At 68.8% G+C, this 12,450-nt stretch carries 12 protein-coding genes; 3 read left to right on the forward strand and 9 right to left on the reverse strand.

What is annotated here, in order from left to right:
* Window positions 1-31: 31 nt before the first annotated feature.
* Entirely contained in the window at window positions 32-859 is an 828-nt protein-coding gene (gene map / locus O4G76_RS11590; protein ID WP_085895382.1) for a type I methionyl aminopeptidase, read from the forward strand.
* Here the strand turns inward: map and rsmD are convergent.
* Both rsmD and O4G76_RS11600 read right to left on the reverse strand, forming a co-directional pair.
* Window positions 856-1,413 (reverse strand): 16S rRNA (guanine(966)-N(2))-methyltransferase RsmD, encoded by a 558-nt coding sequence (gene rsmD / locus O4G76_RS11595; protein WP_269397473.1) that lies wholly within the window; start codon window positions 1,411-1,413, stop codon window positions 856-858. The genes map and rsmD overlap by 4 nt on opposite strands.
* On the reverse strand, window positions 1,410-2,621 hold the full coding sequence (locus O4G76_RS11600) for an NAD(P)/FAD-dependent oxidoreductase (RefSeq protein WP_269397474.1): 1,212 nt from the start codon (window positions 2,619-2,621) through the stop codon (window positions 1,410-1,412). The genes rsmD and O4G76_RS11600 overlap by 4 nt, the downstream gene beginning before the upstream one ends.
* Window positions 2,622-2,699: 78 nt before the next feature.
* On the opposite strand from O4G76_RS11600, the gene O4G76_RS11605 reads away from it, so the two are divergent.
* The gene (locus O4G76_RS11605) at window positions 2,700-3,188 is read left to right on the forward strand and encodes a peroxiredoxin (RefSeq protein ID WP_269397475.1); all 489 of its coding nucleotides are present in this window, start codon (window positions 2,700-2,702) and stop codon (window positions 3,186-3,188) included.
* A gap of 134 nt (window positions 3,189-3,322) precedes the next feature.
* On the opposite strand, the gene O4G76_RS11610 is transcribed toward O4G76_RS11605, so the two are convergent.
* From O4G76_RS11610 to O4G76_RS11635, 6 genes are all read right to left on the reverse strand, one after another.
* Window positions 3,323-3,610 carry a 4a-hydroxytetrahydrobiopterin dehydratase gene (locus O4G76_RS11610; RefSeq protein WP_085895386.1) on the reverse strand — a complete coding sequence of 96 codons (288 nt, stop codon included), beginning with the start codon at window positions 3,608-3,610 and terminating at the stop codon, window positions 3,323-3,325.
* Window positions 3,607-4,809, reverse strand: coding sequence for a GNAT family N-acetyltransferase (locus O4G76_RS11615; protein WP_269397476.1), 1,203 nt, complete (start codon window positions 4,807-4,809; stop codon window positions 3,607-3,609). The genes O4G76_RS11610 and O4G76_RS11615 overlap by 4 nt, the downstream gene beginning before the upstream one ends.
* 31 nt (window positions 4,810-4,840) lie before the next feature.
* Complete coding sequence (locus tag O4G76_RS11620; protein WP_269397477.1) at window positions 4,841-5,617, reverse strand: glycerophosphodiester phosphodiesterase family protein; 777 nt, start codon at window positions 5,615-5,617, stop codon at window positions 4,841-4,843.
* Window positions 5,614-6,084, reverse strand: a complete 471-nt coding sequence (locus O4G76_RS11625) for a RidA family protein (RefSeq protein WP_269397478.1) — start codon at window positions 6,082-6,084, stop codon at window positions 5,614-5,616. Before O4G76_RS11625 ends, O4G76_RS11620 begins: the two co-directional genes overlap by 4 nt.
* A gap of 65 nt (window positions 6,085-6,149) precedes the next feature.
* Window positions 6,150-7,472: an HlyD family type I secretion periplasmic adaptor subunit gene (locus tag O4G76_RS11630; RefSeq protein ID WP_269397479.1), complete on the reverse strand. Its 1,323-nt coding sequence runs from the start codon at window positions 7,470-7,472 to the stop codon at window positions 6,150-6,152.
* On the reverse strand, window positions 7,469-9,208 hold the full coding sequence (locus O4G76_RS11635) for a type I secretion system permease/ATPase (RefSeq protein ID WP_269397480.1): 1,740 nt from the start codon (window positions 9,206-9,208) through the stop codon (window positions 7,469-7,471). The genes O4G76_RS11630 and O4G76_RS11635 overlap by 4 nt, the downstream gene beginning before the upstream one ends.
* A gap of 160 nt (window positions 9,209-9,368) precedes the next feature.
* Between O4G76_RS11635 and O4G76_RS11640 the strand changes: the two genes are divergently transcribed.
* On the forward strand, window positions 9,369-10,046 hold the full coding sequence (locus O4G76_RS11640; RefSeq protein WP_269397481.1) for a hypothetical protein: 678 nt from the start codon (window positions 9,369-9,371) through the stop codon (window positions 10,044-10,046).
* Window position 10,047: 1 nt separating this feature from the next.
* Here O4G76_RS11640 and O4G76_RS11645 read toward each other — a convergent pair whose 3' ends face one another.
* Complete coding sequence (locus O4G76_RS11645) at window positions 10,048-12,372, reverse strand: transglycosylase domain-containing protein (protein ID WP_269397482.1); 2,325 nt, start codon at window positions 12,370-12,372, stop codon at window positions 10,048-10,050.
* Between the last annotated feature and the right edge of the window lie 78 nt (window positions 12,373-12,450).

Raw genomic sequence — 12,450 nt, forward strand, 5'->3', positions numbered from 1 at the left:
ATTTCAAGGGCAAAGGGAAAGAGGTGACACATTGGACGAGACCGCCGCTGACGAACGCAAGGGCCGCCTCACGCGCGACGGCATCCGCATCCATGATCTCGCGGATTTCGCGGGGATGAACCGGGCCGGGCGGCTTGCCGCCTCGATCCTCGACGACATCGCCGAGCATGTCGTCGTGGGCCAGCGCACCTCTGAGATCGACCGTCTCATCACCGACCTGATCAAGCAGGCCGGTGCCGAAAGCGCGACGATCGGCTACAAGGGCTACCAGCACGCCAGCTGCATCTCGGTCAACCACGTGGTCTGCCACGGAATTCCCGGCGACAAGAAGCTCAAGGACGGCGACATCCTCAATGTCGATGTCACCGTCATCGTCGATGGCTGGTACGGCGATACCAGCCGGATGTACGTGGCGGGCAAGCTCGGGCGCAAGGCCGAGCGGCTGATTCAGGTTACCCATGACGCTCTGATGCGCGGCATCGAGGCCGCGAAGCCGGGCAACACCTTCGGCGATATCGGCCATGCGATCCAGTCCTATGTCGAGGAGAATCGCATGTCGGTGGTGCGCGATTTCTGCGGCCACGGGCTGGGCCGGGTGTTCCACGCGCCGCCCAACGTGCTGCATTACGGCCGCCCCGGCACCGGGCCGGTGCTCGAGGAGGGCATGTTCTTCACCATCGAGCCGATGGTCAATCTGGGCCGCCCCGAGACCAAGGTGCTGGGCGACGACTGGACCGCCGTCACCCGCGACAAGTCGCTTTCGGCGCAGTTCGAGCATTCGATCGGCATCACCGCGCAGGGCAACGAGATCTTCACCCTGTCGCCGGCCGACCGGTTTCATCCCACCTGGGATATCTAGAGCCGCTCCAGCAGCGTGACATGGGTGTCGCCGTAGCGGCGCGTATCGAGGGGGGCGAACCCCTCGGGCGCGGGCTGCGGCGCGCTTTCCTCCCACACGATCAGCGCGCCGGCATCGATCCAGCCGCCCGAGAGGGCCGCAGCGAGGGCGCGCGCGCCGAGGCCCTTGCCATAGGGAGGATCGAGAAAGACGAGCCCCGCCGGGGTATCGGTGGGGGGCAGGCGGGTGGCATCGCATTTCAGATGCGTCACCCGGTCCGCGACGCGCAGCTTGGCGACGTTCTCGCGGATCAGCCGCCCCGAGACGCGCCCGTCATCGACGAAGGTGACGTGGGACGCGCCGCGCGACAACGCCTCCAGCCCCAGCGCGCCGGTGCCGGCAAAGAGATCGAGCACGCGGGCCCCGGTGATCGGATCGCCGTAGCGGCCGCCCATCAGCGCGTTGAACAGGCTTTCGCGCACCCGGTCGGCGGTGGGGCGCAGATGCGCGCCCGCATCGCCCTTGCCGAGCGCGGCGAGGGCGGTGCCGCGATGGCTGCCGGCGATGATCCTCATTTCAACAGCGCCTTCAGCTCGACAGCCGGGTCGGTGGCCCGCGCCGGGTCGGGCGACTTGCCCGCCTCGATCAGCCGCTTGCCGACCATGTAGGCGCGGCTGTCGTTCATCGCGTCCACAGCGATGAGCCGATCACCCCGATAATACCAGTGCGAGCATTGCGCGGGGCTTTCGCCGGGCCGGACATGAACCGCGTCCCAGCCGGCGTTGAGCCCGGCGATCTGCAGCTTCACGTCGAACTGGTCCGACCAGAACCAGGGGCGGGGCCGGTATTCGACGCCGCGCCCCAGCATGTTCAGCGCCGCCGTCTCGGCCATGTCGATGGCGTTGCCGACGCTTTCCAGCCGGATGCGCATGTCGCCCCAGAGCAGCGAGGCGCAGTCGCCGGCGGCCCAGACATGTTCGTCCGAGGTCCGGCAATGGATGTCGCAGCGAATGCCGTTCTCGACCGCGAGGCCCGCAGGCTCGGCCAGGGACGTGCCCGGCGCCACGCCGACGCCGATGACGGCAAAGTCGCAGGCGATCTCGGTCCCGTCGGTGAGCCGGGCGCCGGTCACGCGCGTCTTGCCCAGAAGCGTCTCGAGACCGCAGCTCTCGCGGATCTCGACGCCGTGGCGGCGATGCAGGTCGCGGAAATATCCGGCGGTCTCGGGCGCCGCCACGCGCTGCAGGATCCGCTCGGCCTGCTCGATCACCGTGACCTCGAGCCCGCGCTTGGCGGCCACCGCCGCCGCTTCGAGCCCGATATAACCACCGCCGACGACGAGCAGGCGGCGCCCCTCGACCAGTTCCGGCGCCAGCCTGTCGGCATCGGCGAGATCGCGCATGGTGAAGACGCCCGCGAGATCGCCGCCGATCGCGGCGGGCAGGCGGCGGGGATGCGCCCCGGTACACAGCGCCAGCCGGTCATAGGCGAGCGTTTCGCCATCCGAGAGCGTCACGCTGCGGGCGGTGGTGTCGAGCACCGTCGCCGTCGCCCCCAGCCGCAGATCGACGCCGTGTTCGCCGTACCAGCTTTCGGGACGCAGGAAGAGCCGCTCCTTCTGCATCTCGCCGAGCAGATAGGCCTTGGAGAGCGGCGGCCGCTGGTAGGGCGGCGCGGTCTCGGCGCCGACCAGCGTGATGCGGCCATCGAAGCCCTCGGCGCGCAGCTTGCCCACGAGGGCGGCACCGGCCTGTCCGGCCCCGATCACGACGAAATGGGACATGGGCGCGCTCCTTCTTCCGCTGACCTGCGGCAACCTATATCGCTGGGACCTGACCGCAATCGCGAAAGGGAGAGAGGCATGACGATCGGGCTGGGAGACAGGCTGCCGGGGGCGGATCTGCTGCGGATGGGTCCGGATGGCCCGGAGAAGGTGAGGCTGGACGAGATCCTGAAGGGTCGCCGCGTCGTGATCTTCGGCCTGCCCGGCGCCTTTACGGGGACCTGCTCGACCGCGCATGTGCCGAGCTTCATCCGCTCGATGGAGGCGCTGAGGGCCAAGGGGATCGACGAGGTGCTGTGCATCTCCGTCAACGATCCCTTCGTGATGAAGGCCTGGGGCGAGGCCACCGGTGCCACGGCGGCGGGGATCACCTTGCTGGGCGATCCGGGCTGCGACTGGGTCTCGGCGATTGGCATGGAGTTCTCCAACCCCGATCGCGGCTTCATCCGCCGCTGCAAGCGGTTCGCCCTGATGGCCGAGGATGGGGTGGTCAAGGTCTGGCACCCCGAGGAGGGTACCGGCACCTGCGACATCTCGGGTGGCGAGAGCATGGTCGAGGCGCTCTGATCCCTAATGGGAAAAGGCCTTCTTTCCTTGCGCTTCTTCGATACGCGTCCGGCAGCCCGCGCCTCGGGTCGGCTGGCCGAGGCGCGGGGCCGCCCGAAACGGCGGCTCGCTTACGCTGCGCATGTGGGGGCCGCTCAGCCCTCCGCCAGCTTGTCCATCTTGGAAGCGAGCTTGGCGTCGAGTTCGGTCAGCCCGCCCGCGTCATGGGTGGTGAGCGTGACGGTCACGGTCCGGTAGACGTTGCTCCACTCGGGATGGTGGTTCAGCTTCTCGGCCCAGAGCGCGGCCCGGGTCATGAAGCCGAAGGCCTCGACGAAGTTCTTGAAGCGAAAGGTCTTGGTGACCGCGTCGCGATCCGGTTCCGGGGTCCAGCCCGCGGCCTTCAGCGTCTTGCGACCCGCCTCGTCGAGCGTCTCGGTCATTCCTGATCCTCCATCCGGGTGCGCCGGAACGGGCCGTAGCCCGTCAGCACCTCGATCTCCTCATCCACCGCCGCGCGTTCGGCCTCGAGGTAGCGCGCCACCGCGTCGCGAAACCCCGCATCGGCGATCCAGTGCAGCGAATGCGTCGCCACCGGCAGATAGCCGCGCGCCAGCTTGTGCTCGCCCTGCGCGCCGGCCTCGACCCGGGGCAGGCCATGCGCCAGCGCCCAGTCGATGGCCTGATAGTAGCACAGCTCGAAATGCAGGAAGGGATGGTGTTCGAGCGCGCCCCAGTAGCGACCGAACAGCGTGTCGCGCCCGATCAGGTTCAGCGCGCCGGCCACCGGCCGGTCGCCGTCGGAGGCGAGGATCAGCAGCATGTCGTCGCGCAGGGTCTCGTGCGCGATCTCGAAGAAGGCGCGGCTGAGGTAGGGCGAGCCCCATTTGCGCCGCCCGGTGTCCTGATAAAAGGCCCAGACCGCGTCCCAGTGATGCGGTTTCAGATCCGCGCCGGTCAGGTGCTCGATCCGCAGACCCGCCGCCATTGCGCCCTCCCGCTCCTTGCGGATGGTCTTGCGCTTGCGCGAGGAGAGCGCCGCCAGAAAGCACGCGAAATCGCCATAGCCCTCGTCGATCCAGTGGAACTGCTGTCCGGTGCGGCGCATCAGCCCCATCTGTTCGCCGGCCATGGCCTCGGCCTCGGTGCAGAATGTGGCATGCAGCGACGACAGGTTGTTGTTGGCCGCGAGCTGCACCGCGCCTTGCAGCAGCGCCGCCATGCCTTCGGCCTCGAAGCCCGGCTTGGTAAGGAAACGCCGCCCCGTCACCGGGGTGAAGGGCACCGCGATCTGGAGCTTCGGATAGTAATCGCCGCCCGCGCGCTCATAGGCGTCGGCCCAGGCGTGGTCGAACACGTATTCGCCTTGGCTGTGGCCCTTGGCGTAGAGCGGCGCGCAGCCGATCAGCTCGCCGCCGCGCCGGGCGGTGATGTAATGCGGCTGCCAGCCGGTGCCGGGTCCGACCGAGCCGCTCTCCTCGAGCGCCGAGAGAAAGCGATGCGTGGTGAAGGGATCGCGCGGACGGCCCGTCGCCGCCTCGGGGCAGGCACAGCCATCCCATTCGGCGGCGGCGATGTCGCGCAGGCGCGCATGGGCGGTGATCTCGACCACCGCCTCGGGGTCCGTGTCTGTCTGGCTCATGGCCGCAGAGTTGGCCCCCCGGGGCGTCGGGTCAAGCGGTGGCGGGCCCCGGAAGGTAGCCCTCGAAGGTCACGTTGTCGGCAATGCGCCGCGCCGCGGCCTCCTCCTCGGGGGAGCGGGTCGTCCAGCACAGGATCTTCGCACCCTGCGCCTGCAGTTCGGCGACGCGCGGCCGGTCGAGATCGCGCACCTCGTGGCTGATGAAGCTGGCGCCGAGATTGTCGTAATCGGGGATCTCGCGCAGCCGCGCGGCGGTACGCGCCGGCAGGTCGGGCCAGTCCTCGGGCTCGAAGGCGCAGGTGACGAGCCCGCGCGGCAGGTCGGGGGCGAGGCGGGCCATCTCGGACACCGCGTGCGGGTTGAACGACATCACCGCGACGGGGCCCGCATAGCCTTCGAGCGCCCGGGCCACGGCAGGTTCGACCACGCCGACATTGGGGCCGAGCGTGTAGTCGTGATCCTTGATCTCGATCAGCAGCGGCACTTGGCCGGCAATGAGGTCGAGCACCTGTTCGAGGGTGGGGATGGTGTCGGCGCTGCCGATCAGCTGGAGCGCCTGCAGCGCCGCGGCATCGCGCGACGCGACCAGCCCGCGTTCGCGGGTCAGCCGGTCGAGCGCGGCATCGTGGATCACCATGGCCGCGCCGTCATGCGAGGCGCGCACGTCGATCTCGATGCCATAGCCCGCCTCGATCGCGGCGCGGATCGCGCTCGCCGAGTTCTCGGGGCGCCCCGCGCCGTGAAAGGCGCGATGCGCGATGGGCCGGTCGAGAAAGCCCTGCGGCAGCGCCGGGGCGGTGCGGCTCATGCGAGGGCGAAGACGGCTTCGACCTCGACCGCGACGCCGAGCGGCAGCGCGGCCACGCCGACGGCGGCGCGGGCATGGCGGCCGGCCTCGCCCAAGAGCTCGGCCATCAGGTCGGAGGCGCCGTTGATCACCTTGGGCTGCTCGGTGAAATCGGGGGTGCAGGCGACGAAGCCGGTCAGCTTCACCAGACGCGCGACGCGGTCGAGATCGCCGTCGCAGGCGGCGCGGGCCTGGGCCAGCAGGCTCAGCGCGCAGGCGCGGGCGGCCTTGGCGCCCTCTTCGGTGGTCATGTTGTCGCCGAGGCGGCCGGTGATGAGCCCGTCCGGTCCGGCCGAAATCTGGCCCGACACATGCAGCAGCCCGTCATGGATCACGAAGGGCTCGTAATTGGCCGCGGGCTTCGGCGCCTCGGGAAGCGCGAGCCCCATCTCGGCCAGTTTCGTGTCGATGTTCGCGGCGATGCCCATGATGTCCCTCCGGGTGTTTGGTCCGGCGCAAGCTAGCTCGCGCCGGACCCAAGGGCAACGTCGGCTCAGCCCTCGCGGAAGGCGCGGGCGAAGTAATCGGCCAGCGGCTTGACCAGATAGGCCAATGGCGTGCGGTCGCTGGTCCGGATGAAGGCCTCGACCGGCATGCCGGGGATCAGGGTCATGTCCTGGGGCAGCTTGTCCATCTCGCCCTCCGGCAACCGGATCTCGGCGCGGTAGTAGGAGATGGCCTGACCCTCGTCCTGGAAGGCGTCGGCCGAGATCTGCACCACCTCGCCGGTCAGCTCCGGGGTGCGGCGCTGGTCGAAGGCGGGCAGGCGCAGGCTGACATCCTGGCCCAGAAACAGCTGGTCGATATCGGTGGGCTGCACCTGAGTGGCGATGACCAGCGGCCGGTCCTGCGGCACGATGTACATGATCGGCTCGGCGGCGCGGATCACCGATCGGGGGGTGAAGACCGTGAGGCCGTAGACGATGCCCCCGACCGGGGCGCGGATGTCGAGGCGGTCGAGCTGGGTGAGCAGCGCGCGGCGGCGGTTCGACAGTTCGATCTCGTTGAACTGCAGATCGCGCAGCTGGCTGATCGCCTCCTGTCGCCGGGTCGAGGCCAGCTTCAGGATCTCGATCTCGATCTCGGCGATGCGCCCACCGGCCTGCGCCGTCGAGGCCTTCAGCTCGCCTTCGCGTCCGAGCAGGTTGGCCTGCTCGCGCTGCAGCGCCAGCACCCGCTGGGCCTGGGCTAGGCCGCGATCGAGCAGGGATTGCTGGTCCGCCAGCTCCTTCTCGACGATCTCGAGCTGCTTGGCCACGGCGGTCTGCTGGGATTCGAGCCCGACGATCTGGTCGGCGATCTGCTCGCGCTGGCGGGCCAGCTGGTCGGCCTGCTGCTGCTCGCTTTCGAGTTGCGCCTCGATCAGCCGACGCTGACCCTCCATCAGTTCGGGCGCGACCTCGTTGTCGGTCTCCAGAAGCAGAGGGTCGAAGTTCAGCTCCTGGGTGTTGTCGCGCTCGGCCTCGAGCCGGGCCCGGCGGGCCAGCACTTCGAGCAATTGGCCTTCGACAACGGCCAGTTCGCTGCGGATCTCCTCGGGGTCGAGCCGGATCAGCAGGTCGCCCGCCTCCACTTCGTCGCCCTCGTCGACGAGGATCTCCTCGACCACGCCGCCATCGGGATGCTGCACGACCTGCCGGTTCTGATCGACCTCGACCCGGCCCGACGCCACCACGGCCCCGGAGATCTGGCTCATCGCGGCCCAAGTGCCGAAGCCGCCGAGCAGCACGGCGAGGGCGAGAAAGCCCACGATCAAGGGCCGTGCCGCCGACCAGGCCGACGGGCCGCCCGCGGGAGAAAGGGGTTTGCGGTTCACGAGACGCCTCCGCCCTTGCCGCCGGAGGCAGCGATTTCACGATGATTCTGCACCATTTCGCGCAACACCTCATCCTTGGGGCCAAAGGCCCGCCGGCCGCCACCCTCGATCATCAGGATCAGATCGCATTCGGCGATCGCGGCGGGACGGTGCGCCATGATCAGCACGCATTTCCCGGCCTCCTTGGCGTCGCGGATCGCCTGGTTCAGCGCGGTGCTGCCAGCGTTGTCGAGGTTGGAGTTCGGCTCGTCGAGCACCAGGAAGACCGGGTCGCCATAGAGCGCGCGGGCCAGACCGATACGCTGGATCTGGCCGCCGGAGAGGCGGCCGCCCTTGGAGGAGACAGGGGTGTCGTAGCCATCCGGCAGCTTGAGGATCATTTCGTGCGCGGCCGCGGCCTTGGCGGCGCGCACCACCTCCGCGTCATCCGGGGTGCGCGACATCCGCGCGATGTTTTCCTTGATGGTGCCGTCGAACAGGGTGACCTGCTGCGGCAGGTAGCCCACATAGCTGCCCAGAACGTCGGGGTCGTACTGGTCGAGGCTGGCGCCATCGAGGCGGATCTTTCCGGCAGCGGGGCGCCACAGGCCGGTCACGGCGCGCGCCAGCGTCGATTTGCCGGCACCGGACGGGCCGATCACGCCGACCGCCTGACCCGGCTCCACGACGAAGCTCACCATCCGCAACGCGGCCTGGCTCTCGCCGGGCGGCAGCACGGTGACCTGCTCGCAGGAGATGCGGGCTCGGGGGCGAGGCAGGGTGGTGCGAGGCTCTTCGGGACGAACCTCACCCAGCAGCACGGCGAGCCGGTGCCAGCCCTCGCGGGCGCGCTGGAACGAGGGCCACTGGTTGACGATCATCTCGATCGGCGCCAGCGCGCGACCGAGCAGGATCGAACCCGCGATCATGGCGCCGGGGGTCATCTCGCCCTGCAGCACCAGATAGGCGCCGAGGCCCAGCATCGCGGATTGCAGCAAAAGCCGGAACGCCTTGATCACGGCGGAGAAGCCACCACCGGTATCGGTGGCGTCGATCGAGGCGGTCAGTGAGCGCGAACGCGCCTCGTTCCAGCGCCCGAAAGCGGCGCCGCGCATGCCCAGCGCCTGCACCATGTCGCTGTCCTGACGGATCTGGGTGCCGAGCTGTTCGGAACGGAAGGAGGTGGCGTTGGCCTCCTCCAACTGCTTGCGGGTCATCAGCTGGTTGGCGAGCGCCATCACGATCAGCACCGCTGCGCCTGCCAGACCGAGGAAGCCCAGAATCGGATGGAAGATGAAGATGCCGAGGAAGAACAGCGGCGCGAATGGCAGATCGAAGCTGGCCATCAAGGCCGGCGACGCGATCAAGCGCTGGATCGATTCCAGATCGCGCTGGGCGGTGGCGGCCTCGGCGCGGGCTTTCTGACCGGAACTGGCGCGCAACGCCGCGGAAAAGACGCGCTGGTCGAGCCGGGCCTGGAATCGCGCCGCGATCCGGTTCATCACCCGGCCGCGCACCATGTCCAGAAGCCCCATCATCGCGTAGAGGAACACCACCAGCACCGACAATGCCACCAAGGTCGCGACCGAGCGGGAACCCAATACCCGGTCATAGACGTTGAGCATGTAGAGCGGACCGGTCAACATCAGCACGTTGACGATCAGGCTGAAGATCGCCACGGCCCAGAACAGCCATAGGCTCTGGTTGCGCGCAGCGCGGAGTTCTGCGGCGCCCACGGCGCCTGCATCATGTGTCATCTCGGCCTCATTTCCCCGTAGGTCCGCTACGTCACCCTTAGTAGAGCAAACGCGGCAAGCTGGGTAGCATGTTGCGATCAAGGCTGCAGCGATTGTCTTGCAACGACTTCTGGACCTGCGGATTCTTGCCGCTAGCTTTCACTCCATGTCCGATGACTTCATGAAAAACAGCCGCTGGATCGGTGGCTTGGCACTGGCGACGCTCTTGGCCGGCGGTGCGGCAGCCGCGCCCTATGACGGCACCTACCGGCTCAGCCGGGATGCCGATTGCACCAAGATAGGCGAGGAAGGCGGAGCGCTGCGGATCGCTGACGGTCTGTTCGAAGGGATCGACAGCGAGTGCCGGATGACGCGCCCGGTCGATGTGGTCGACATGGATGCCACCCTCTACACGATGGAGTGCAGCGCAGGCGATACCCGATGGAGTGAGCGGGCGCTGCTGATGCGCGCGGCAGAGGATGACGGCCTGATCATGCTTTGGGACGGCTATGCCTTCCGCTACGAGCGCTGCACGGCCGAGGCGCAGGAGGCGCAGCAAACCGCTGAAACGGGCGCGGAGATCGAGGCGGAGGCCGAGGGCGGGGGCGACGGGTTGCCGCCACCCCGCGTGGTGCTGCCCGTGGTCGAACTGCCGCGGATCGAGTTGCCCAAGGTTGAAGTGCCGGCCGTCACAGCCTTGCCCGGACCGGCAGGGGGCGCGACCGCCCCCGAAGCCGGTGCCCCGCCCTCCGATGAGGACAAGGCGTCGCCCGAGGAAAACGGGGAAGAGGACGAAGGCGGGCCGGATGCCAGGGGCGGCACATCGGCCCGCGCCATCGGCGCGGGGGAGCCGAACTGATCTAGTTCGTGGCCGCGCCGAGAATGTTGGTCAGCACGTCGAGAATCATCCGCTCGCGGCTACCGGAGGCCTCGCCCGTCGGCTGCGGCTGTGGTTGAGGCTGCTGCTGGCCCTCGGGCGTGCCGAGCATTTCCCTCAGCAGCCGATCTGTCTCGGGATCGCTGGCCTGCCCGTTCGAGGGCGAGACATTGCCGCTATCGGCGATGGCGCCGGTGGCCTGGCTGAGTTCGGGCACCCGCATCGGCAGCGGTTTCACCGGCTGGCCCTCGAGCACGCGGACCATGGTCTCGCGCCAGATCGTGGCGGGCAGGCCGCCGCCGGTGACGCCCGAAAGCGGTCGGTTGTCGTCATAGCCCATCCAGACGCCGGCGACGTAATCGCCCGCGAAACCCACGAACCAGGCGTCACGCGCGCCTTGGGTGGTGCCGGTCTTGCCCGCGATCTCCCACCCGTCGATCTGGGCGCGGGACCCGGTGCCCTCGGCCACGACGCGGCTCATCATCCAGGTGAGCTTTTCGGCGGCGTCCTGGCTGATCACCCGTTCGCCGATGCCACCGCCAGTGCCCATTAAAGGCGTGTCGTCGCCCTTGAGCCGCAGTTCCACGAGGCCGTAGGGCGTCACCGACGAGCCGCCGTTGAGGATGCCCGCATAGGCTCCGGTCATCTCGAGAAGCGTGCTCTCCGACACGCCCAGCGCCAGCGCCGGTCCGGCGGCGAGGTCGCTGTCGATGCCGAACATCGAGGCCACCGTGCGCACGTTCTCGCGGCCGGCCTGCTCGGAAACCTTCACGGCCGGGATGTTGCGGCTCTCGGCCAGGGCCTCGGTCAGGGTGACCATGCCGTCATATTTGCGGTCGTAGTTCTCGGGCGACCACGACCCCGATCCGGGGATGTTCATGGTCAACGGGCTGTCATCCACCAGATCGTAGGGCTGCATCCCGAGATCGAGCGCGGCGGCGTAGATGAACGGCTTGAAGGACGAACCGGTCTGGCGCAGCGCCTGCGTGGCGCGGTTGAAGGCGCCCGAGGCGCTGACGTTGCGGCCGCCGACCATGGCTCGTACCGCGCCGTCGGCGCTCATCACCACGATCGCGGCCTGCGCCTCGGAGCCGGGGCTGACCCGTTCCTCGAACACCTGCAGCAGCGCCTTTTCGGCGGCGGTCTGGATGCGCGGGTCGAGCGTGGTGCGGATCACCACGTCCTCGGTGGTGTCGCGGGTGAAGAATTCGGGCCCGGTATCCATCACCCAGTCCGCGAAATAACCGCCCTGATCCTGCTGCGCGGTGGCCGAGAGCGTGGCGGGGTTGGCGCGGGCCGCCTCGGCCTCGGCGGCTGTGAGATAGCCCTGCTCCTGCATCAGCCCGACGATGACGTTGGCGCGGCTCTGACTGCGGCCGAGATTGTTGGTGGGGGCGTAGGTGGTGGGCGCCTTCAGAAGCCCCGCCAGCATCGCCGCCTCGGCCGGGTTCACCTGCGCGGCGGGCTTGCCGAAATAGCGCTGCGAGGCGGCTTCGAAGCCGCGCGTGCCGGCGCCGAGATAGGCGCGGTTGAGGTAGATCGTCAGGATCTCCTCCTTGGTATAGCGCGCCTCCATCGCCATCGCGTAGACCGCCTCCTGCACTTTGCGCCACAGCGTGGTGCGACGGCAGTCGGCCTCGTATTCGCTCTCGTTCTTCCAGACCTCCGGGTCGAAGGGCTTGCCGAGGCACAAGAGCTTCGCGGTCTGCTGGGTGATGGTCGAGCCACCATTGCCCGAGAGCGGGCCGCGCCCTTCGGAGAGGTTGATGCGGACCGCCGAGGCGATGCCCTGCGGGTCGATGCCCGGATGCCACCAGAAGCGGCGATCCTCGGTCGCGACCACGGCGTTGCGCAGATGCTGGCTGATGGTGTCGGCGGTAACCATGCCGCCGAACTGGTCGCCGCGCCAGGCGAAGGTCGCGCCATCGCGGTCCAGCAGCGTCACCGATCCGCGGGCGCGGCCATCGACGAGGTTGGTGACCGGGGGCAGTTGCGCCGCGTAATAGGCGACGCCGAGACCCACCACGAGGCTCAGCGCCACGGCGACGCGCCAACCGATGCCCCAGATCACCCGCATCACGAAGCGTACGAGCCCCGACACCAGCGCCGAGAGCCAGCCCAGCGGGCCGCGCGGCCTCGCCTTGGCGGGCTTGGCGGCGCGACGGCGTGTCTTGGCGGCGGGCGTTGCGGGCTTTGCCGCGCCGGGCCTGTTGCCGCCGCCGCTTCCCTTGCCACCACCCTTGCCGCCGCCCGCGCCGTAGCGCCGCTCCGCAGTTAGGGGCGGTTTCCTGCCGTTGCTCGCGCTCATCTGCCGATGCCTGTCCGTTATGATTGGCGCCACCATAGCCGCATCGCAGCGGAATGTTGAGCAGCCCGGTTTTGCGAT

It is taken from the genome of Limimaricola sp. G21655-S1 (assembly GCF_027213785.1).
Taxonomy (GTDB): domain Bacteria; phylum Pseudomonadota; class Alphaproteobacteria; order Rhodobacterales; family Rhodobacteraceae; genus Limimaricola.

Coding starts and splice junctions, on each gene's coding strand:
- O4G76_RS11635 (WP_269397480.1), bottom strand. CDS start 9,208: ATGACACATGATGCAGGCGCCGTGGGCGCCGCAGAACTCCGCGCTGCG.
- O4G76_RS11620 (WP_269397477.1), bottom strand. CDS start 5,617: ATGAGCCGCACCGCCCCGGCGCTGCCGCAGGGCTTTCTCGACCGGCCC.
- O4G76_RS11610 (WP_085895386.1), bottom strand. CDS start 3,610: ATGACCGAGACGCTCGACGAGGCGGGTCGCAAGACGCTGAAGGCCGCG.
- O4G76_RS11600 (WP_269397474.1), bottom strand. CDS start 2,621: ATGTCCCATTTCGTCGTGATCGGGGCCGGACAGGCCGGTGCCGCCCTC.
- O4G76_RS11605 (WP_269397475.1), top strand. CDS start 2,700: ATGACGATCGGGCTGGGAGACAGGCTGCCGGGGGCGGATCTGCTGCGG.
- rsmD (WP_269397473.1), bottom strand. CDS start 1,413: ATGAGGATCATCGCCGGCAGCCATCGCGGCACCGCCCTCGCCGCGCTC.
- O4G76_RS11625 (WP_269397478.1), bottom strand. CDS start 6,084: ATGGGCATCGCCGCGAACATCGACACGAAACTGGCCGAGATGGGGCTC.
- O4G76_RS11645 (WP_269397482.1), bottom strand. CDS start 12,372: ATGAGCGCGAGCAACGGCAGGAAACCGCCCCTAACTGCGGAGCGGCGC.
- O4G76_RS11640 (WP_269397481.1), top strand. CDS start 9,369: ATGAAAAACAGCCGCTGGATCGGTGGCTTGGCACTGGCGACGCTCTTG.
- O4G76_RS11615 (WP_269397476.1), bottom strand. CDS start 4,809: ATGAGCCAGACAGACACGGACCCCGAGGCGGTGGTCGAGATCACCGCC.